Source organism: Pseudomonas sp. D8002, assembly GCF_013385695.1.
In the GTDB taxonomy this organism is placed as follows: Bacteria; Pseudomonadota; Gammaproteobacteria; order Pseudomonadales; family Pseudomonadaceae; genus Aquipseudomonas.
In genome coordinates, this window is the sequence record NZ_JACAPM010000049.1 from 171678 (window position 1) to 192907 (window position 21230).

Genomic DNA, 21230 nt, shown 5'->3' on the forward strand with positions numbered 1-21230 from the left:
CGTCGGTGCAGCCACCGACGCCCTAGACCGGCACGCGCTCGCGGCGCATCCACATCTCAAACGCCATGGCATTCAACGGCCGGCTGATCAGATAGCCCTGGGCCGTGTCGCACTTCCAGAGCTTGAGCAGCTTGAGGCTGGGCTCGAACTCCACCCCTTCGGCCACCACCTTGAGCCCCAGGTTGTGGCTCATTTCGATGGTCGAGCGCACGATCACGCCGTCGCCGGAAGTGCTGTCGAGGTTGCGCACAAACGACTGGTCGATCTTCAATTCCTGCACCGGCAGGCGTTGCAGTTGCGCCAGGGATGAATAGCCGGTGCCGAAGTCATCCACCGACAGGCTGATGCCACAAGCGCGCAGTTGCTCCAGCACGCTGAGGGCCTGGGCCGGGTTGTGCATGATCGCGCTTTCGGTGATTTCGAAAATCAGTTGCCGGGCCGATACCCGGTAGTGCGCCAGCAACTCGGTCACCCGCGGGGCCAGGCCGTCATCGGCCAGGTCATCCACCGAGATGTTCACCGACAACTGCACCTCCAACCCGCGCACCGCCCACTCGGCCAGTTGGCGAATGGCTTCTTCGATCACCCACTGGGTCAGGCTGCCCATGCTGCCGGTGCGCTCGGCCAGGGGAATGAACTCGGCCGGCGACACCAGGCCCAGGGTCGGGTGCTGCCAGCGCAACAGCGCTTCGGCCTGGCGCACATGGCCATGGTGCAGGTCGAGCTTGGGCTGGTAACACAGGTACAACTCGCCCTCCGTCGGCGCCCGGCGCAGGTCACGAATCAGGCTGATTTGGCGTTGATGGGCGAGGTCGCGGTCCTGCTGGTAGATCTGTAAGTAACCCGGGAACGCTGCCGCATCGTGGCGGGCAATCGCGGCGCGGCTGATCAGCTCTTCAACCTGCTGGCCGTCGGCCGGGTAGGCGGCGATGCCGATGCTCACTTCGTGGCGCAATTCATCGCCACCAATGCGCTGGGGTTCGGTGAGCAGCCCATACAAGCGGTCAGCCAGGGCCACCGCGCGGTCGATCGCGGTGTTTTCCAGCAGCAGCAAAAACTCGCTGCCGGTGATGCGCGCGGCGGTGTCGCTGGCCGACAGGCTCGACAGCAGGCAGCGGCTGGCTTCGCGGAGCATTTCTTCCACGCCTTCCGGGCCGTAGCCTTCGTTGATCACCCGGTAGTTTTCAATCCCCAGGTACAGCAACACCACCGGCCGGCCGGCGCTGATGGCGCTGCCCAGGCGTTCCATGGCCAGCGCGCGGTTAGGCAGGCCGGTGAGCGGGTCGTGCAAGGCGTTGTGGGCCAGTTGTCGCTCGCGTACCGCGATCCCCGTTTGCATGGCGTTGAAGGCCTGGGCCAGCAGGCCGAATTCATCGTGGCTGCGCACCTGTACCGGTGTGCGGTAGTCACCGGCCTCGATGCGTTCGGCCGCCTGCACCAACGCATTGAGTGGGCGTGAAACCCGCCGCGCCAGAAACAACGCACCCGCGAGCGACACCAGCAGCACCACCAGGGCGATCGCGAGAAATTGCCGGTCCAGCGGCGCGAAGGATTCAAGGGCGTGGTCCAGCGGGCTTTGCAGCAGCACCCGGACCTCGCCACCGTCTGCCGTGTTGCCCAACGGCAGCACCTGGCTGAGATAGCGCTGGCCGTGGAACAGGTTCAATTGCGCCACCGGAGTGATGTACGCGCCCTGCAGGTCGCTGGCAATCGAGGCCTGTAGCGCCTCGGGCTGAGTACTGAACAATTCGCCGGGCTGACCATGCTGCGCGCTGATGAACGACACTTCCAGGTTGCTCATGGAGCGCAATTCACTGGCAAAGATTTCGTCCATCGGAAAGCCCATGGCGACACGGGCGATCGGTGCGGGGTCGACGACTTCCTGTTGCACCAGCAGGAAAGGCCGGCCATCCAGGGCCACGATCAACATTTGCAGGCCGCTGCGCCGGGCCTGGCGCAAGGCATCGTTATAGGGAAAGGCCTGGCCGGACGTCAGCGCCGGTAACGTGCTGACCATCACGCGGCCGTCGAGCCCCAGCACAAATACCTCGCTGGAACTCAGGCCGGTGCCATGTCGGCGCAGGGTCGCGAGAATCGCGTCGGGTTCGCCATCGGCGACAGCCTGGCGAAACGGCAGGTCCGCCGTCAGCCAGTTCAAGCCGTATTGCAGGCGCCGGCCACGCAGGTCGAGCAGGCGTTCGAACACCTGGCTGCCGGTTTCCAACTGCACCTGGGCCTGGTTTTCCACGGCGCGATTGGTGGCGGTCTTCACCGCGAAATACACCGCCGCCACGACCACCAGCAACAGGAGCGCCAGCACCCCGGCAATCCGGGTTTGAAACGTATGGCGCCACCTCATTCTGTTGCCCTCTGGCAGCGCCTGCCCCCTCCAGCCGAAACGTCCCTTCGTCATACGCGTCCCTCGCGATAGCTGAACCGGCGTCAAATAAATATCCTTTTTACAGGGATATTTGAATTATCCAGATTAGCTGCGCAAGAGAAGAAGTGCACCCAATAAATACGGGAGTTTATATGTCATTAATTTGGCGACAGGGTGCCGTTACGACGTTCGCGCCCGCATGAAGTCCCCCCAACGCCGCACGAGATAGTTGTGCTCATCCATCACCGAGTTCCACACCGCGATATGCCCCATGCGCTGTTCATAGGAACCGCCGTCGCGCACGTCACCCACATCGATCAGCGGCAAGCCATCGCTGCCCAACAGCTCTTCCCGAGCGGGCAGCCCGGCGTACCAGTAGTCCCATTCGGCGCTGCTCAGGTGATCTCGGCTGCGAGCCGGGTTGCCGATGTAATAACCCTGGCGCGCCATCACCGCACCCGGCCAGCCGGACAGCCACCAGTTGAGGTAGGCATAGGCCGCATCCAGCACCGAGCCCTTGGCATGGCGCGACAGCGACAACCCGCCGAACCAGGCGCGATAGCCTTCACGGGGCACCGCCAGGCGGTATTTGACCCCGGCCCGATGCAGGCGCATCAGGGTCGGTGACCACAGGCTCTGGATATCGATGCTCGGGCTGAGCATCAGTTGCGCGGCTTCCTCGTCATCGGACCAGAACGCCGCGAAGTGGCCTTCCTTCTGTTTACGCACCAGGATATCGGCCAGTACATCGATCTCTTCGATGCTCATGTTGCCGATGTCCTTGAAGCTCGCGAGGCCCGCGCCTTGCACGGCCAGCGCCGCGTCCAGGGCGCCGATGGCGGCGTCGCTCTGCAACGCAGTGCGTGCGCCCCAGGCCGGGTCCAGCAACCAGCCCCAACTCTCGTTGCCGCGGTTGAACCCTTCGGGCAAGCGCTCGGGGCGGTAGGCGAAACTGTCGGCGTTGTGGGTCAGGGGCAGCATGCTGATGCGTTCGGTGACGGTGCTGCCGAGGCTGCCGTCGTGCTGCACGAAGAGGCGCTCGCTGGGCACACTGCCGCTGCCCAGACGGTCGTTGGCGGACAAGCGTCCGCGCTTGGGCAGGTCGTTGATCTCGTGCCACAGCGCGATGCGCCGGGTGTCGATCGGCTGGATCGCCCGCGCCGGCCACACGAAGTCGACGTTGTGAAACCACTGGTCGTAGAGGTCGTAGCTGTCAGGCTGCATCACCGCAATGCGCTGGGCCTGCTCGACATCATGCACCTGGTACACCAGGCGAATGCCCAGCTCTTTTTCCGCTCGCACACGCAAGGTTTCGAGCAAGGTCACCGAGGTGCCGAGGACGCGAAGCGTGATCATGCGGCGAACCTTCTGGAGAACACTTCAAAGGAGCGCCGCAGCAGAGCCGGGTCGAGCCCGCGCAGGATAAACACCAGGCGCGATTGCCGATCGGTCCCCGGCCAGGCAGGCAGGTGAACCGGGGCATGCAGGCAATGCTGCACGCCATGAATGACGATGGGAGCGTTACTGGCGTTCACGTTGAGCAGTCCTTTGACGCGAAGAATACGTTCGCCGTGGCATCTTAACAGCATCGATAACCAGACCCCGAAACCGACCCAATCCAGCGGCTGATCGAAGGTCAGGCAACAGACTTGCGCAGCGCCGTGGTTGGCGGCGGTGGTTTGATGGAGTTTCCAGCGGCGGACTTCTGCAACGGGCTCGGCACTGCGCAGGCCTTCGCCAAGCAGCAGTTGTTCACCGCTGTCGATATCGCAGGTATTGAGGATCGGCGTACCGGCGTTCAGTGCCTGCAAGTGCAAGCGCAACGGGCCACAGTCTTCGACGAGGTCGGTCTTGCTCAACAGCAGGCGATCGGCAGCGGCCACTTGCGCCAGCCATTCCGGGTGCAGGCGCTCTTGCAAAGCGGCGTGGCTGGCGTCCACCAGCGTCACCACCAGGCCGATATGAAAGCGCCCGCGCAGTTGCACGTCGTTGTTCAAGGTCGCGAGGATTGGCGCCGGGTCGGCCAGGCCGGTGGTTTCCAGGATCACCCGCTTGAAAGCCGGAATCTCACCCCGCTCACGACGCTGCAACAGGCCGAGCAAGGCGTCTTTCAACTCGCCGCGAATCGAACAGCACACGCAGCCGCTGGGCAGCAGCACCGTGTCCGGCGCGACTTCCTCCACCAGCAGGTGGTCGATGCCGACGTCGCCGAACTCATTGATCAGCAACGCCGTGTCGCCCAGGCTTTCACCTTGCAGCAGGCGCTTGAGCAAGGTGGTCTTGCCGCTGCCGAGGAAGCCGGTGATGACGTTTAGCGCGATGCTCATAGTTCTACCTCAATGATGCCCCTGCAGGAGTCCGGCTTGCCGGCGATGGCGATATCAAGGACGCCATCGCCGACAAGCCGGGCTCCTACAGTTCCAGATGATCGAGCAGGCGCGGGTCCAACGGGTCCAGCGGTCGACCGAGCATGGTCTCTGCCGCCTGCCACAGTTGATCCAGGCCGCTGGCCAGTTCCTGTTTGCCGGTGGCGCCCAGCAGCAGATAGGACGCGCCCTGGAAGTCTTCGACCTTGAGCCGGAACACCGCCAGCACCTGGTTGATCGCCGCGATTCGGCGCAGACGTTCGCGTCGGCGCGGCAATTCATCGCCCAAAGGGTCGCTCCAGTGCAGGTCTTCGCCCAGCAGGCCGCAAAGTCCGCACATGCTTAGTACCCGCTCATGGCATGACGTCGCCGGAGTTCGGGCCAAGGGTCTGGCCGACGAACAGATTGCCGCCCGGCTCGCTGGCCAGCAGCACGGCAGTCGGCGCGACTTCGTCCGCCAGGCCGAAACGACCCAGGGGCAACTCGGCGGCCTTGGCGCGTTTCCAGGTGTCGCTGATGCCGCCTACCAATGGCGTTTCGATGGGCCCGGGTGCGATGGCGTTGACCAGTACGTTGTCCTTGGCCACTTCCAGGGCCAGGGATTTAGTGAAGCCGATCACGCCGGCCTTGGCCGCCGCATAGTGCGTCAACTCGGCGCCGCCCTTGATCCCCAGTTGCGAGGCGACGTTGATGATCCGGCCCCAGCGCTGGGCGATCATGTGAGGCAAGGCGCGCTGGCTGGCGACGAACACGCTGGTGAGGTCGACGCGCAGCATGTCGTTCCACATGTCCAGGGTCAGGTCGACGCAACGGGCCTGGGTCAGCATGCCGGCGTTGTTGACCAGGATGTCGATGCCGCCGTAGTGGGTGACGCAGGCATCGACGCTGGCCTGGGCGCCGTCGACGGTGCCGACATCGGCCACGCATTCGAGGACTTCGGCGCCGAGGTTGCGGCAGGTGATGGCGGTTTCGGCGAGGGTGGCGGCATCGCGGTCGGCCAGCAACAGGTGCGCGCCTTCGACGGCGTAGGCACGGGCGATGGCGGCGCCGATGCCGCTGCCGGCGCCGGTGATCACAGCACGGCGGTTAGCGAGTTGGGGCATGGTGAACTCCTGAAATAATCAAACGGCGAACGCGGTCAAAAATGTGGGAGCGGCGGTGCGACGATTCGACTTGCTCGCGAATGCGGTGGATCAGTTCCGCATGTATTGGCTGGCACTCCGCTTTCGCGAGCAAGCCCGCTCCCACATTTGGAGCGAGTCCGGCTTAAAACTGGGGGTTAGTCCGGCCAGCGCACGGTCAAGCCACCATCAATCACAATGCTCTGCCCGGTCAGGTAGCTCGACTCCTCACTGGTCAAAAACCGCACCAGGGACGCCACTTCATCCGCCCGCCCGACCCGGCCCAGCGGAATCGCCCGCGCCGCTTTCGCCAGCCCTTCCGGCCCGAGGGAGTTCTTCGCGTCCAGCGACTGGGGCGTCTCGATCAACCCCGGAATCACCGCGTTGCAACGAATCCCCAACGGCGCCAATTCCACCGCCAGCGACCGACACAACCCTGGCACGCCGGCCTTGGCCGCCGCGTAGTGCGCGTGCTCCTGCCAGCCATACACGCCACCGGCAATCGACGAAATCGCCACCAGCGCACCGCCTTCATGCATGTGCCGGGTTGCCGCCCGGAAGGTGCGCATCACCCCGGTCAGGTCGACGTTGAGCATCTCGTTCCACAGCGCGTCTGTCATCTCCAGCAGTGGCGCACGGCGCAACAATCCTGCGTTGGCCACCGCGTAATCGAGGCGACCGAAGTGCTGGACCGCCTGCGCCGCCAGGTTATCCACCGAGGTTGTATCGCCCACGTCAAGCGGCAACATCAGGCATTCACCGCCGGCCTCTTCCACCAGCGCAACCGTGTGATGCGGGTCATGGGGATCGGCCGGGTAATACCCACCCACCACCGCCACGCCGCTGCGGGCATACGCCACCGCGAGAGCCTGGCCGATGCCGCTGGCGGCACCGGTAATCAATGCAACTTTACGACTCATCGAATCAACTCCTTACTGGACGGTTTCCGGACGCACGTGGCGCGCGGCAAACATCAACGCACCGGAGAGGAAGCACGGCACTGCGCCAAACCACAGCGCAGCGGTCTGCCAGTCACTCCCGGCCGACAACACCTGGGTCGCGCCGAACCCGGCAACCACCGCACCAATCGGCCCCATGGCATGGATGATCGCGCCGCCGGTGGCACGGATGCTGGTGGGGAAACTTTCACTGATGAAAAACAGCGCCGCCGAGTACGGCCCGATCAGGAAGAACAGGCCCAGGCTGTACAGCCCCACCACCATCGCCATGTTGCTCGGGCCAAACAGCATCCCGGCAAACGACAGCCCGCCGAGCATCCAGCCCAGGCCGATGACATTGCGCCGGCCGATCTTGTCGCCCATCCAGCCGTGGCTGAGGTAGCCGCAGTAACCCACCAGGTTCGACAGCACGAGGATGATCAGCGAGTTCTCGAACGAGATGTGGTGCACGCTGACGATCACCGACGTACCCAGCACGCTGAACACCTGGATCGCCGCCCAGTTGAGCAGCAGCGCCGCACCGATCACCAGGGTTGCACGGCGGGCCGGGCCACGGAATGCGGCCTTGAGGCCGGCCTTGCTGTGTTCGTCATAGTCCACGCCGTAGGTCACAGCGACGTTTTGCGCTTCTTTCACCGCGCCGCTTTTACGCAGCTCGCTGATGCGCTGGTGAATCTGGAACTGCGGGCTTTCCTTGAGCTTGCGCGCCATGACCGCGATGACAATCGCCGGGATCGCCGCAAACACGAAGCACCCCTGCCAGCCAATCACCGGCAGCAACAGCGCGGTCAAACCCGCCGCGATCAACGCGCCCACCGGCCAGCCGCCCTGCACCAGGCTGTAGATAAAGCCGCGACGCTTGGCCAGTTTTGGATCATCGGAAGCCGCGTACAGTTCGCTCAAGTAAGTCGCGTTGACGGTTTCCTCGGCATACCCCAGGCCGCCCAGCGAACGGATCAGGATCAGCGAAGACTTGCCCCACGCACCACCAATGGCGGTGAGCGCCGAGCAGATCGCCGAACCGGCCACGGTGAAAATAATCCCTTTGCGCCGACCCAGTTTGTCCACGATCGGACCGATGGCCAGCGCGACCACGGCGGTGCCTACCGCCACCCATGTCGCAATCTCCGCCTGCTCCACTTCACCCCAGTTAAAGTGCCGCCCGATTTCCGGCAGCAAGGTGCCGAAAAGGATGAAGTCATACACCGCAAACACCCAGGCGAAAAACGCGATCCAGGTGGCGAAACGCACTTCCTTGGGCGTCAGTTGCCGGGGTTTCCAGCCAGTCAGATCAAGCTTGTTGTAGATAGACATGAATCGCGCCTCGGGAGGTTGGCCAGGGTTTAGGTACGGGTGTCAGGTACGCGGTTGGCGGCGGATAAAGTCATCGGCGATTTCGTCGAAAGTGACGAAGCGCACGCCGGCATGGCTCTGGATGTGTTCGATCAGCCGCTCAAGCATCAGCAGAACTTGCGGGCGGCCGGACACGTCGGGGTGGATGGTCATGGTGAACACCGCGTGTTCGTGCTCGCGGTAGACCCAGTCGAACTGGTCGCGCCACATTTCTTCGAGGTGACGCGGGTTGACGAAGCCATGGCTGTTGGGGGCTTTCTTGATGAACATCATCGGCGGCAGGTCGTCTAGGTACCAGTTGGCCGGGATCTCCACCAGGTCGGTTTCTTCGCCGCGCACCAGGGGTTTCATCCAGGTGTCGGGGTGCTGGCTGTAGTCGATCTTGGTCCAGGTGTCGCCCTTGCGCACGTAGTACGGGTGGAAGTCGTTGTGCATCAGGCTGTGGTCGTACTTGATGCCTTTTTTCAGCAGCAGTTCGTTGGTGACCTTGCTGAATTCCCACCACGGCGCGACGTAGCCGGTGGGGCGTTTGCCGGTGACCTGGGTGATCAGCTCGATGGACTTGTCGAGGACGATTTCTTCCTGCTCGGCCGTCATCGCAATCGGGTTTTCGTGGCTGTAGCCGTGCACACCGATTTCGTGACCGGCGTCGGCCACCGCCTTCATCTGCTCGGGGAAGGTTTCCATCGAGTGGCCGGGAATAAACCAGGTGGTGCGCAGGCCGTAGCGCTCGAACAATTTGAGCAGGCGTGGCGCACCGATTTCACCGGCGAACAGGCCGCGGGAAATGTCGTCCGGGGAATCTTCGCCGCCATAGGAACCGAGCCAGCCGGCGACCGCGTCGACGTCGACGCCAAATGCACAGAGGATGTCTTTAGCCATGATGTGTCTCCTTAAAAAGTGAGTGCGGTTTCTACTGACAGCGCGGCCCGAAGCAGGCGCGCGTCTTCGCCGCTGGGGGCGCTGAGCAGCAGGCCGGTGGGCAGGCCCAGGGCATCGCGGCCGCTGGGCAGGCTGACGCCGGGCATGTCCAGCAGGCTGCCGGGCATGGTCAGGCGCAGGGTGGCGAGATTGGTGCTGACGAACAGCTCAAAGTCGGCTTCCAACGGCGCCAGGGCCGGGGCCACATGGGCCACGGTGGGGGTGATGAGGATCGCGCCGTCGAGTTCGTCGACAAGCTGCTGTTGCAGGCGGCGACGGGCGTCGTACAGCGCCAGCAGTTGGCTGGCCGGCAGTGTGCGGGCCGCTTCAAGGCGACGGCGAACGCGGGGGTCGAGTTGCTCGGCATCAGGGCTGTCGAGCAGGGCTTCGTGGAGGGCGAAGGCTTCGAAGGCGCCGAGCCAGCCCTGGTGCAGGATCAGGTCGAGGGTGGCCTGGAAGGTCTTCGAGGGGCGCACGTCAATCAGCGCGCCATCTGCCTTCAATCGGTCCACACAACGTTGCAGGTTGTCGCGCACCGCAGGTTCAACCCGTGCGTCTTCCAGCACACTTTGCTCGACCCAGAACCGCTGGCCATTGAGGCTGCGGGGCGGGCGTGGCGGGCGCTGCTCGCGACCATTGAGCAGGTCGTCGATGGCCAGTGCATCGCGCACGCTGCGGGTCAGCGGGCCGAGGCTGTCGAGGGTGTGAGCCAGCGGGAAAACGCCGTCGCGGCTGTAGCGCCGGCAACTGCTGCGATAACCGACCACGCCATTCAGCGCAGCCGGAATACGGATGGAGCCGGCGGTGTCGGTACCCATGGCGATCGGCACGATGCCGGCTGCCACGGCGACCGCCGAGCCCGACGACGAGCCGCCGGGAATCCGCGGTTGATCGACGCTGGCCGGGTTGTGCGGCGTGCCGAAATGCGGGTTCAGGCCCAGGCCGGAATAGGCCAGCTCGCTGAGGTTGGTCTTGCCGACGCTGACCATTCCGGCGCGGCACAACAGGCCCACACTTGGTGCGTCCAGCAAGACAGCCGGCGCATTGCGGCGATAGGCCGCGCCCGCCGTGGTAATGCTGCCGGCCACATCGAACAGATCTTTCCAGGCCAGTGGCACCCCGTCGAACACGCTCAACGGCTGGCCGGCACGCCAACGGGCAGCCGACGCTTCGGCCTCACGGCGGGCGCGCTCGGCGGTCAGGGAGATGAACACGCCGGGGGCCATGCTCGCGTGGGCAAGTGCCTGTTCCAGGACCTGCACCGGGTCGCTGCGACCGCTGGCGAAATCCTCGGCCATTGAAGTGGCGTCTGACATAGGAATGACCTTTGAAAAATGTACATATTAATAAAATGTACATTTTACAAAGGCAGCTTTCGTGCCAGTCTTGTGGACAGCTCGGTTGCCACACCTGGCACTTTGGAGCAGATCCACGGGCTAGATGGGTTTCAGGCATTAAAAGAAATATCGGCTGGAGTTTAAGGCTCGCCTGGAATGAAATAATGTATCTTTTATTAATAAATACATTTTGGTGCAGAAAAGTAACATCAGCCCTCTGAAGGCCCCAAAAAAGTGCCACCGACGTGGCGCAGAGTGACAGGCGCAACTATGAGAGAATCCCCGGCCACCGACCCGTTTGCTCCAGAGAGCCCGATGAAAGCAGTGTCAGCCTCGGCTTCCCGTTACGCGATGATTCACCAGGTTCTGCGCGACGCCATCACCCACGGCACCGCCCGCCATGGCCTGGTGTTGCTGGAAGCGCCGCTGGCCGAATTGTTCGGCACCAGCCGGGTGCCGGTGCGCAAGGCGCTGAACCTGTTGCATGACGAAGGACTGATCTGCCGCTTTGATGGCCGGGGTTACCTGATCAACCCCGACGGCCTGGACATGGAGCCGCTGCGCCTGCCCCTGAGCCATGCGCACCTGGGCCTCAACGGTGAAGATGAATTGGTGGACACCCGGCCACTGGGGGAGCGCATCGTCGAGGAAATCGGCGCAGCGCTCTCGACCTGTATCGCCTTCGGGCATTATCGCCTCGATGAACAGGCCGCCGCCGAGCACTACAACGTCAGCCGCGCGGTGGTGCGTGAAGCGCTGATGCGCCTGCGGGACCGTGGCCTGGTGGAAAAGGAACCCTATTCCCAATGGCTGGCCGGGCCACTGACCGCCCGGGAAGTCACCGAAGACTACGAACTGCGCGCCTGCCTGGAGCCCGAAGCCCTGCGCCAGAGCGCGCCGAACCTCGACCGCGACCTGCTGCACGCCATGTTGCAGCGCGTGCTCGATGCGCAAAACAGCGCCCATTGCAGCCTGGAAGAGATCGAGCAGATCGAGGAAGACCTGCACCAGCACTGCCTCGCCGGCCTGCAAAATCGCAAGATCGCCGCGCTGATTCGCCAGGGGCAGAGCCCGATGATCATCAGCCGGATTTTCTACCGGCTGCTGGGCATTGGTGCCGATCCGGCGATGCTGGCCGAGCACCGGCTGATCCTTGAGCTGTTGCTGCATGGCGCCTTCGACGCCGCCGCACTGAACCTGCGCGAGCACCTGCAACGGGCCCGGCAGCGGATGTTGCAGCGTTTGAAGGTGCTGTCGGTGCTGCCTGAACAACCTTTACCGGCCTACTTGCACAAACTCAGCTGACGAAATGCAATCGAAAATGTGGGAGCGGGCTTGCTCGCGAAGGCGGCGCATCAGTCACAGATGCATCGACTGACAGACCGCCTTCGCGAGCAAGCCCGCTCCCACATTTGTTCAGCGGTGCTTTTGAAAATATTGTGCAATATGTTGCTATCTCACCCCACCCATTGAAACCACTGCCGACCCGCCCCATCTAACTTGCATACTTCCTTATGCAGGTGCCCCATGAGCGACCAGCAAGAATTCCCGGACATCGACCTCAACGACTACGCCGACCCGGAAAACGCTGAACACACTTCCGCCAACACTGGCTTGGCCCTCCCAGGGCAAAACCTGCCCGACAAGGTCTACATCATCCCGATCCACAACCGGCCTTTCTTCCCGGCGCAAGTGTTGCCGGTGATCGTCAATGAAGAGCCGTGGGCCGAAACCCTGGAGCTGGTGAGCAAGTCCGACCACCACTCCCTTGCCCTGTTCTTCATGGAAACCCCGCCCGAAGATCCGCGCCACTTCGACACCTCCAGCCTGCCGCTGTACGGCACCCTGGTGAAGGTGCACCACGCCAGCCGCGAAAACGGCAAGCTGCAATTCGTCGCCCAGGGTCTGACCCGCGTGCGGATCAAGACCTGGCTCAAGCACCACCGCCCACCGTACCTGGTGGAAGTCGAATACCCGCACCAGCCGACCCAGCCGACCGACGAGGTCAAGGCCTACGGCATGGCGCTGATCAATGCGATCAAGGAACTGCTGCCGCTCAACCCGCTGTACAGCGAAGAACTGAAGAACTACCTCAACCGCTTCAGCCCCAACGACCCGTCGCCGCTGACCGACTTCGCCGCCGCCCTCACCTCGGCCACCGGCACTGAACTGCAGCAAGTGCTGGACTGCGTGCCCATGCTCAAGCGCATGGAAAAAGTCCTGCCGATGCTGCGCAAGGAAGTCGAAGTCGCGCGCCTGCAAAAAGAAATCTCCGCCGAAGTGAACCGCAAGATCGGCGAACACCAGCGCGAGTTCTTCCTCAAGGAACAACTCAAGGTCATCCAGCAAGAGCTGGGGCTGACCAAGGACGATCGCAGCGCCGACGTCGAGCAATTCGAACAACGCCTGGTGGACAAGGTCCTGCCGACCCAGGCGCAGAAGCGCATCAGCGAAGAAATGAACAAGCTGTCGATCCTGGAAACCGGTTCGCCGGAGTACGCGGTCACCCGCAACTACCTGGACTGGGCCACCTCGGTGCCGTGGGGCGTGTATGGCGAGGACAAACTTGACCTCAAGCACGCCCGCAAGGTGCTCGACAAACACCACGCCGGCCTGGACGACATCAAGAGTCGCATCCTCGAGTTCCTCGCCGTGGGCGCCTATAAGGGCGAAGTCGCCGGCTCCATCGTGTTGCTGGTGGGCCCGCCGGGCGTGGGCAAGACCAGTGTCGGCAAATCAATTGCCGAATCCCTCGGCCGGCCGTTCTACCGCTTCAGCGTCGGCGGCATGCGCGACGAGGCCGAGATCAAGGGCCATCGCCGCACCTACATCGGTGCGATGCCGGGCAAGCTCGTGCAAGCCCTCAAAGATGTGGAAGTGATGAACCCGGTGATCATGCTCGACGAGATCGACAAGATGGGCCAGAGCTACCAGGGCGACCCGGCCTCGGCCCTGCTCGAAACCCTCGACCCGGAACAGAACGTCGAATTCCTCGACCACTACCTGGACCTGCGCCTGGACCTGTCCAAAGTGCTGTTCGTGTGCACCGCCAACACCCTGGATTCGATCCCCAGCCCGTTGCTGGACCGGATGGAAGTGATTCGCCTGTCGGGCTACATCACCGAAGAAAAGGTCGCGATTGCCAAGCGTCATCTGTGGCCCAAGCAGCTGGAAAAAGCCGGCGTGTCGAAAAACAGCCTGTCCATCAGCGACGGCGCCCTGCGCGCCCTGATCGATGGTTACGCTCGCGAAGCCGGGGTGCGCCAGCTGGAGAAACAGCTGGGCAAACTGGTGCGCAAGGCGGTGGTCAAGCTGCTGGATGAGCCGGACTCGGTGATCAAGATCGGCAACAAGGACCTGGAAGCCTCCCTGGGCATGCCGGTGTTCCGTAACGAGCAAGTGCTGTCGGGCACCGGTGTGATCACCGGCCTGGCCTGGACCAGCATGGGCGGCGCGACCCTGCCGATCGAGGCGACGCGCATCCACACGCTGAACCGTGGCTTCAAGCTCACCGGGCAACTGGGTGAAGTGATGAAGGAGTCGGCCGAGATTGCCTACAGCTACATCAGCTCAAACCTGAAGTCGTTTGGCGGTGACCCGAAGTTCTTCGATGAAGCCTTCGTGCACCTGCACGTGCCGGAAGGCGCCACACCGAAAGACGGCCCGAGCGCGGGCGTGACCATGGCCAGTGCGCTGCTGTCGCTGGCGCGTAACCAGCCGCCGAAAAAAGGCGTGGCCATGACCGGTGAACTGACGCTGACCGGGCATGTGCTGCCGATTGGCGGGGTGCGCGAGAAGGTGATTGCGGCGCGGCGCCAGAAGATTCACGAGTTGATCTTGCCGGAGCCTAACCGGGGGAGCTTTGAAGAGCTGCCGGAGTACCTGAAGGAAGGGATGACGGTGCACTTTGCCAAGCGCTTTGCGGATGTGGCGAAGGTGTTGTTCTGATAGTTATGTAGCGCCTGAGCTGGCCTCTTCGCGAGCAAGCCCGCTCCCACACTTGACCGAGTCCATGCTTTGGAATGCGGTCGAATGTGGGAGCGGGCTTGCTCGCGAAGAGGCCGGTGCAGCCAACACAACGCCATCTGTCACACCTTGTCTCATCTTCGGTTATGCTCGCCCTTCGTCGTCAAACAACGGAGCCCCCATGACCGCTGCCCGCCTGCTTCTCCCCCTGAGCCTTTGCCTGCTCGCCGCCTGCGCCAGTGCGCCGAAGCAAAACGTCACCGTGGAAAAACAGAGCGCCTGCCCGCTGCAACTCAAGACCGGGCAAAACCTGATCCTGACCCTGCCCAGCAATCCCACCACCGGTTACCGCTGGGCCATCCAGGACTCGGCCGGCGGCGTGCTGCGCAGCCTGAGCCCCGAGGTCTACAGCAACACCGACGACACCGGCGTGGTCGGCAGTGGCGGCCAATCCACCTGGCGCTTCCAGGCCTTCAACGCCGGCCAGGGCCGTTTGCGCCTCACCTCACAACAACCCTGGGAGCCGGAAGCTGAACCGGCCGAAACCTTCGACTGCGCCATTACGGTGAACTGATATGCCATGGATGATCCTTGCGTTGATGGGGGCGGTAACCTTTATCTACGGCCTGAGCACCCACGCCACCCTGCTCTGCCTGTTGGTAAAGCCATTGCCGGTACTGGCGCTGCTGGGCTGGCTGCATGATGCGCCGCCCACCGACTATCGACGCTGGATCAGCCTGGGGCTGATTTTTTCCCTGGTGGGCGACGTGCTGCTGGCCTGGCCCGGCGACCTGTTCATCTTCGGCCTCGGTGCGTTTTTGTTCGCACACCTGGCGTACCTGAAAGCCTACTTGAGCGACTGCCGCCGCCCGGCGATTTTGCCGCTGGTACTGGCGCTGGTGGTGGGCGCGATCTTGCTGAGCATTCTGATTTCCCATGGCCTGGGCCCATTGCTGGTGCCGGTGGTGGTGTATGCGCTGGTGATCAGCGCGATGCTGTGGCGAGCGTTGGCGCGCTTGGGCAGCGAAGTGCCCAAGCGCTCGGCATACCTGGCGGCCGCAGGTGCGGCGTCGTTCGTGTTTTCCGACACGCTGATCGGGATCAATCGGTTTGTGGTGGCGTTTGAAGCGGCGCCGTATTTGCTGATTGTCAGCTACTGGCTGGGGCAGTGGGGCATTACGGCCTCTTCCTTTCCTCAGAAAAAAACCGTCAACCTGTAGGAGCTGGCTTGCCAGCGAAAAAACCCACAGTTGCCGCGTTCATCCAGAAAGTCCGCGTCATCGTTAACGAACATCGCCGGCAAGCCAGCTCCTACGCTAAAATGCCCGGCTTTCCCCCTTCGTCGCCGGAACAGCCGTGAGCAAAGAACCCGATCGCCTATTCGCCCAGCCCCTGCCCCAGGTGCCGGACTTCGCCTTCAACGAAGACGTGGTGCGGGTTTTCCCGGACATGATCAAGCGCTCGGTGCCCGGCTACCCGACCATCGTCGAGAACCTTGGCGTACTCGCGGCGCAGTTCGCCCAGCCCAATAGCGTGCTCTACGACCTCGGTTCGTCCCTCGGCGCCGTGACCCAGGCCTTGCGCCGTCACGTGCGCACCGACGGTTGCCGGGTGATCGCGGTGGATAACTCGGCGGCGATGGTCGAGCGTTGCCGCGAATACCTCAACGGCCAGGACTCGATGTTCCAGGAGTTGCTGCCGGTGGAGGTGATCGAGGGCGATATCCTCGCCCTGCAATTCCAGCCGGCTTCGGTAGTGGCGCTGAACTTCACCCTGCAATTTATCGCCCCCGAACAACGCCTGGCCTTGCTCTCGCGCATTCGCCAATCGCTGCTACCGGGCGGCGCGCTGATCCTTTCGGAAAAGCTGCGCTTCAATGACCCGGAAGAACATGCGCTGCTCACCGATTTGCACATCGCCTTCAAGCGTGCCAACGGCTACAGCGAACTGGAAATCGCCCAGAAGCGCAGCGCCATCGAAAACGTCATGAAGCCCGACAGCCTCGAAGAACACCGCGAACGCCTGCTGGCGGCCGGGTTCTCGAAAGTCGTGCCGTGGTTCCAGTGTCTTAACTTTGCCTCGTTGATTGCCTTGCCATGATTGATCTGTCTCCCCTCGCCCGCCACCTGGTCGGCACTCCCCTGGCCGTCTGGGCCCAGGGCCTGCAAGCGCAACTCGATGCGAAGATGGAAAAAGGCCATGGCGACCTGGAACGCTGGCAGAGCGCGCTGGATGCGCTGCCGAAGATCATGCCCAGTGAAATCGACCTGCTGAACGGCCTGGTGCTGGATACCGATTGCGACGACGACACCCGTGCGCAAATGCGTACTGCGCTGATGGGCCTTTGCCCGTGGCGCAAGGGCCCGTTCGATCTGTTCGGCGTGCACGTGGACACCGAATGGCGCTCGGACTGGAAATGGTCGCGGGTCGCGCCGCACCTGGACCTCAAGGGCAAACGCATCCTCGATGTGGGCTGCGGCAACGGCTATTACATGTGGCGCATGCTCGGCGCCGGCGCCGACAGTGTGATTGGCGTCGACCCGAACTGGTTGTTCTTCTGCCAGTTCCAGGCGGTGCAGCGTTATCTGCCGACGCCCAAGGCCTGGCACCTGCCGTTCCCGTTTGAAGACCTGCCGTCGAACATGGAAGGCTTCGACACGGTATTTTCCATGGGTGTGTTCTACCATCGCCGCTCGCCCATCGAGCATTTGCTGGCGCTGAAGGATTGCCTGGTCAAGGGTGGGGAGCTGGTGCTGGAGACGCTGGTGGTTGAAGGCGATCAGCAGCAAGTGCTGGTGCCGGAAGACCGCTACGCGCAGATGCGCAACGTTTGGTTCCTGCCGTCGGTGCCGGCGCTGATGCTGTGGCTGCGGCGTGCGGGCTTCAGTGAGGTACGCTGTGTGGACGTGAGCGTGACCACGGTCGAGGAACAGCGCGGCACGGCGTGGATGAAGTATCAGTCCCTCAGCGACTTCCTGGACCCTGAAGATCACAGCAAGACCATCGAAGGGCTGCCGGCGCCGATGCGGGCGGTGATTGTCGCGAAGAAATAAGACTGCTGTTGTGTTGAAGAAATAAGACTGCTGTTGTGGCGAGGGAGCTTGCTCCCGCTGGGCTGCGTAGCGGCCCCAAAATCTGGGGAGCGCTGCGCACTCCAGCGGGAGCAAGCTCCCTCGCCACAGGGTATCGCGTCAGCCTTTGGCTCTTCGCGCCTTGAAGAACTCGCTCAACACCGTCCCGCACTCCTCGGCCAACACCCCGCCCTCATACAGCACCCGATGGTTGAGAAAGCCCTGGGTAAAAAACTGCCCTTGGCTTTGCACAATCCCGGCTTTCGGCTCCAGCGCGCCGTACACCACCCGGGCAATCCGTGAATGCACGATCAGCCCGGCGCACATGCTGCACGGCTCCAGCGTGACGTAGAGCGTACTGCCCGGCAGTCGATAATTACTGACAGCCTGAGCAGCGGCCCGAATCGCGACCATCTCGGCATGCGCACTGGGGTCGTTGCCGCTGATGGGGCAGTTGAAGCCGCGCCCGATTACTTCGCCATCCTGCACCAGCACCGCGCCCACCGGCACTTCGCCCAGCGCGGCACCCTGGGCAGCCAGGGCCAGCGCTTCACGCATGAAGTCCTGGTCGCGGCTGCGGTCGATAATCGCCGTGGGGCGAAACTGGCGCATCACGCCACCTCGATGGCGGCCATCAGGCCGGTTTCCATGTGGTCGATCACATGGCAGTGGAACATCCAGACACCCGGGTTATCCGCCACCAGCGCCACGCGGGCACGCTCGTTCTTGCCCAGCAGGTAGGTGTCGGTGAAGTACGGAATCACCTTGTGGCGGTTCGAGGCGATCACCTTGAAACTCATGCCGTGCAGGTGGATCGGGTGTTGGTACTGGGTCATGTTCTTCAATTCGAAAATGTAGCTCTTGCCCTTTGCAAGCTTGGCAATCGGGCGGTCGGCGCAGGTCTTGTCGGTGATGTCCCAGGCCTGGCCGTTGATCTGCCACAGGCTCGGTGGCTTATTGTCCACGTTCACCGAGACCGATCCAACCCATTCGAAATTGAAGTTGAGTTTCTCGGCATTGGCCAGGTCCGGCTCGGCAATCGGGTTCGCCGGCAACGCAGGCGGCCATTCGGTCGCCGTGTCGGTGCTGGCCACCGAGCGGAAGGTGCCCAGGCGTACCGGGCCGTTGCGGATCGACAATTCTTCACCAGCGGGCGGCGCCTTGATCGCCAGGCAGATGCGCATGCCAGGGCCGAGCCAGTATTCCTTGCCCAGCGGGCGCGGTTCGATGGGGTTGCCGTCCAGGGCATAGATCTGCGCTTCAACGTCGGGGATGTTGATGCGATAGGTCAGGGTGTTATCGAGGTTGAGCAGGCGCACACGGGTGATCTGCCCGGCCGGCAAATCGATCACCGCCTGGGACACGCCATTGATGGTCGACAGGCGTCCGGCGGTGCCGCCCCGGGCCGCTTCGCGGGGAATGCTGAAGGCGACAAAAGCGCCCTCTTCGTCCACGTGCCAGCTTTTCAGGCTCAGGGTGCGTTCGTGCTTGAAACCGGTGGGTTCGCGCTCCTCGATGATCAGCGGGCCCACCAGGCCACGGCCCAGTTCTTCGCTGCTGTTCACGTGGGGGTGATACCAATAGCTGCCGGCATCGGGCACGCGGAATTTGTAGTCGAAGTATTCGCCCGGCAGTACCGGCAATTGCGAGACATACGGCACGCCGTCCATTTCCAGCGGCAGGCGTATGCCATGCCAGTGGATGGTGGTGGCGACCGGCAGGTGGTTGATAAAGCGCACACGCAGCCATTCACCCTGGCGCACCCGCAACTCGGTGCCCGGCGCCGAAGGGCCGAAGGCCCAGGCCTGGGTCTTGTGCCCCGGCACCAGCTCCACGTCCAGCGGCGCGGCGATCAGCTCGTAATCGTGCCCCGCCTCGGCCTCGGCCACCTTCCCGAGCCAGTAGCGATAGGCGCCACCGGCACCGACGCCCACCACCGCGAGACCGGCAAGACCACCCAGGATTTGTCGACGGGAAAACGATTGGGACACAACAACCTCACGTATCTGCCGCGGGTCCGAGACCCGCAAAGGGCAGATACCATACACCGGCATCACCTAAACAGTAAGGGTTCGCATTGCCACATGTGGGAGCGGGCTTGTGTGGGAGCGGGCTTGCTCGCGAAAGCGGCGTGTCAGACGATGCATGAGTAACAGACCCACCGCCTTCGCGAGCAAGCCCGCTCCCACATTGGATCTTCAGCGCTCTTTTAATGTTTGGCGGCGGCCAGAATCAAGGCTTTCATCTCGGCGACGGCGCCTTTGAAGCCGACGAACAGCGCATGAGCCACCAGTGCGTGGCCGATGTTCAGCTCGTTGATGCCCTTGATCGCAGCCACGGCTTCGACGTTATGGTAGTGCAGGCCGTGGCCGGCGTTGACGATCAGGCCTTCGCCCAGGCCGCAGTTGACGCCGTCGATGATGCGCTGTAATTCGTCGGCAACTTCGGTCGGCGTGGTCGCGTCGGCATAACGGCCCGTGTGCAGTTCGATGGCCGGGGCACCGACACGGCGCGAAGCTTCGATCTGGCGCTCGTCGGCATCAATGAACAGCGAGACTTCACTTCCGATCTTCGACAGGCGCTCCACGGCAGCCTTGATCCGCGCTTCCTGGCCAGCCACATCGAGGCCGCCTTCGGTGGTCAGTTCCTGGCGGGTTTCCGGCACCAGGCAGATATGCGCCGGGCGAATGCGCTCGGCGAACGCCATCATTTCCTCGGTGACGCCCATTTCGAAGTTCATGCGGGTTTGCAGCACGTCCTTGAGCAGCAGCACGTCGCGCTCCTGGATGTGGCGCCGGTCTTCGCGCAGGTGCACGGTGATGCCGTCGGCGCCCGCTTCTTCGGCGTCCAGCGCGGCCTTGACCGGGTCCGGGTAACGGGTGCCCCGGGCCTGGCGCAGGGTGGCTACGTGGTCGATGTTCACGCCGAGAAGAATGCGATTGCTGGTGGTCACGAAAAGCGCTCCTGAAGAGGGAAGGAATCGCTGCACAGCATACACGGGGATGTCAGGGCTTTCGAAACAACTCGCGGCTGACCAGTGGCCGACCGCCCAGATGCACGGCCAGGGCTTGGCGCATCAGGCGCTTGGCGGCGGACAGGGCGCCGGGGGCGGTCCAGTCGGCTTCGCTCATGGCGAGCAATTCGGTGCCCTGGAACAGGCCGGGTTGCAGCAGGTAGACCCGCTCCAGGCCTGCGTCCACTTGCAGGCGATACATGCCGTCGGCGGCGATGGGCTCGCCGTGCAGGTCGTTGCTCAGTTCGAAGCCGTAGCCCAAGTCATCCAGCAGGCGCCATTCGAATGCGCGCAGCAGCGGTTCCAGGGGACGGCCTTCGGCGAGGGCGAGCAAGGTGGCGGCATAATGATCGAAGACGCCGGGGTGCGGGTCTTCGGCGGGGAGCAGGCGGATCAGCAATTCGTTGAGGTAGAGGCCGCTGAACAGCGCCTCACCGTTGAGCCAGTTGGAGGCGCCGGCAGCTTCCATGCGGCCGACGTTCTTCAGCTCGCCGCGTCCACGAAACTCCACTTCCAGGGCCACGAAGGGCCGCGCCAGGGTGCCGGCCTTGCCGCGTGCACTGCGCAAGACCGCGCGCAGGCGGCCTTGGGGCGTGAGGAAGTCCACCAGGGCGCTGGTCTCGCGGTAGGCGCGGCTGTGCAAGACGTAGGCGGGTTGGCCGGTGGGTGGGGTTTGAGACATGGGGTTCTCGCTGCGGGAACACGTCTGGAAAACAACGACTATCAATGTGGGAGCGGGCTTG

General features: G+C 63.3%; 19 protein-coding genes. 6 read left to right on the forward strand and 13 right to left on the reverse strand.

Annotated features, from left to right (window positions below):
* Positions 1 to 22 precede the first annotated feature (22 nt).
* From HX807_RS26815 to HX807_RS26855, 9 genes are all read right to left on the reverse strand, one after another.
* Entirely contained in the window at positions 23 to 2359 is a 2337-nt protein-coding gene (locus HX807_RS26815; RefSeq protein WP_177051604.1) for a bifunctional diguanylate cyclase/phosphodiesterase, read from the reverse strand.
* Between the two features lie 201 nt (positions 2360 to 2560).
* Positions 2561 to 3736: a PotD/PotF family extracellular solute-binding protein gene (locus HX807_RS26820; protein ID WP_177051606.1), complete on the reverse strand. Its 1176-nt coding sequence runs from the start codon at positions 3734 to 3736 to the stop codon at positions 2561 to 2563.
* Positions 3733 to 4707, reverse strand: coding sequence for a GTP-binding protein (locus HX807_RS26825; RefSeq protein ID WP_102368163.1), 975 nt, complete (start codon positions 4705 to 4707; stop codon positions 3733 to 3735). Before HX807_RS26825 ends, HX807_RS26820 begins: the two co-directional genes overlap by 4 nt.
* 85 nt (positions 4708 to 4792) lie before the next feature.
* Positions 4793 to 5086: a hypothetical protein gene (locus HX807_RS26830; protein ID WP_003210398.1), complete on the reverse strand. Its 294-nt coding sequence runs from the start codon at positions 5084 to 5086 to the stop codon at positions 4793 to 4795.
* Positions 5087 to 5099: 13 nt separating this feature from the next.
* Positions 5100 to 5849: an SDR family NAD(P)-dependent oxidoreductase gene (locus HX807_RS26835; protein WP_102605933.1), complete on the reverse strand. Its 750-nt coding sequence runs from the start codon at positions 5847 to 5849 to the stop codon at positions 5100 to 5102.
* A 176-nt stretch (positions 5850 to 6025) separates the two neighbouring features.
* On the reverse strand, positions 6026 to 6787 hold the full coding sequence (locus tag HX807_RS26840) for an SDR family NAD(P)-dependent oxidoreductase (protein ID WP_177051608.1): 762 nt from the start codon (positions 6785 to 6787) through the stop codon (positions 6026 to 6028).
* Positions 6788 to 6799: 12 nt separating this feature from the next.
* A complete protein-coding gene (locus HX807_RS26845) occupies positions 6800 to 8140 on the reverse strand; it encodes an MFS transporter (RefSeq protein WP_003210404.1) in 1341 nt (446 codons plus the stop codon).
* 42 nt (positions 8141 to 8182) lie between these two features.
* A complete protein-coding gene (locus tag HX807_RS26850; RefSeq protein WP_003210406.1) occupies positions 8183 to 9061 on the reverse strand; it encodes a polysaccharide deacetylase in 879 nt (292 codons plus the stop codon).
* A gap of 11 nt (positions 9062 to 9072) precedes the next feature.
* On the reverse strand, positions 9073 to 10416 hold the full coding sequence (locus tag HX807_RS26855) for an amidase (RefSeq protein WP_134325781.1): 1344 nt from the start codon (positions 10414 to 10416) through the stop codon (positions 9073 to 9075).
* Positions 10417 to 10752: 336 nt separating this feature from the next.
* Here HX807_RS26855 and HX807_RS26860 point away from each other — a divergent pair, with 336 nt between their 5' ends.
* The 6 genes from HX807_RS26860 (at position 10753) to cmoB (ending at position 17456) form a co-directional block, all read left to right on the forward strand.
* The gene (locus HX807_RS26860; protein ID WP_003210410.1) at positions 10753 to 11742 is read left to right on the forward strand and encodes a GntR family transcriptional regulator; all 990 of its coding nucleotides are present in this window, start codon (positions 10753 to 10755) and stop codon (positions 11740 to 11742) included.
* 222 nt (positions 11743 to 11964) lie between these two features.
* The gene (gene lon / locus HX807_RS26865) at positions 11965 to 14385 is read left to right on the forward strand and encodes an endopeptidase La (RefSeq protein WP_177051610.1); all 2421 of its coding nucleotides are present in this window, start codon (positions 11965 to 11967) and stop codon (positions 14383 to 14385) included.
* A 199-nt stretch (positions 14386 to 14584) separates the two neighbouring features.
* A complete protein-coding gene (locus HX807_RS26870) occupies positions 14585 to 14977 on the forward strand; it encodes a protease inhibitor I42 family protein (protein ID WP_003210413.1) in 393 nt (130 codons plus the stop codon).
* Position 14978: 1 nt separating this feature from the next.
* Complete coding sequence (locus HX807_RS26875; RefSeq protein WP_102605186.1) at positions 14979 to 15623, forward strand: lysoplasmalogenase; 645 nt, start codon at positions 14979 to 14981, stop codon at positions 15621 to 15623.
* 136 nt (positions 15624 to 15759) lie between these two features.
* Positions 15760 to 16503: a carboxy-S-adenosyl-L-methionine synthase CmoA gene (cmoA, locus tag HX807_RS26880; RefSeq protein ID WP_093201534.1), complete on the forward strand. Its 744-nt coding sequence runs from the start codon at positions 15760 to 15762 to the stop codon at positions 16501 to 16503.
* Positions 16500 to 17456 carry a tRNA 5-methoxyuridine(34)/uridine 5-oxyacetic acid(34) synthase CmoB gene (cmoB, locus tag HX807_RS26885; protein ID WP_177008181.1) on the forward strand — a complete coding sequence of 319 codons (957 nt, stop codon included), beginning with the start codon at positions 16500 to 16502 and terminating at the stop codon, positions 17454 to 17456. The genes cmoA and cmoB overlap by 4 nt, the downstream gene beginning before the upstream one ends.
* A gap of 138 nt (positions 17457 to 17594) precedes the next feature.
* Here the strand turns inward: cmoB and tadA are convergent, their stop codons facing one another.
* From tadA to recO, 4 genes are all read right to left on the reverse strand, one after another.
* Positions 17595 to 18086: a tRNA adenosine(34) deaminase TadA gene (tadA, locus tag HX807_RS26890; RefSeq protein ID WP_003210422.1), complete on the reverse strand. Its 492-nt coding sequence runs from the start codon at positions 18084 to 18086 to the stop codon at positions 17595 to 17597.
* Positions 18086 to 19465 carry a multicopper oxidase family protein gene (locus tag HX807_RS26895; protein ID WP_087695164.1) on the reverse strand — a complete coding sequence of 460 codons (1380 nt, stop codon included), beginning with the start codon at positions 19463 to 19465 and terminating at the stop codon, positions 18086 to 18088. The genes tadA and HX807_RS26895 overlap by 1 nt, the downstream gene beginning before the upstream one ends.
* 218 nt (positions 19466 to 19683) lie before the next feature.
* The gene (gene pdxJ / locus HX807_RS26900; RefSeq protein WP_003210427.1) at positions 19684 to 20427 is read right to left on the reverse strand and encodes a pyridoxine 5'-phosphate synthase; all 744 of its coding nucleotides are present in this window, start codon (positions 20425 to 20427) and stop codon (positions 19684 to 19686) included.
* 52 nt (positions 20428 to 20479) lie between these two features.
* Complete coding sequence (gene recO, locus HX807_RS26905; protein ID WP_003210428.1) at positions 20480 to 21169, reverse strand: DNA repair protein RecO; 690 nt, start codon at positions 21167 to 21169, stop codon at positions 20480 to 20482.
* Positions 21170 to 21230: the final 61 nt, after the last annotated feature.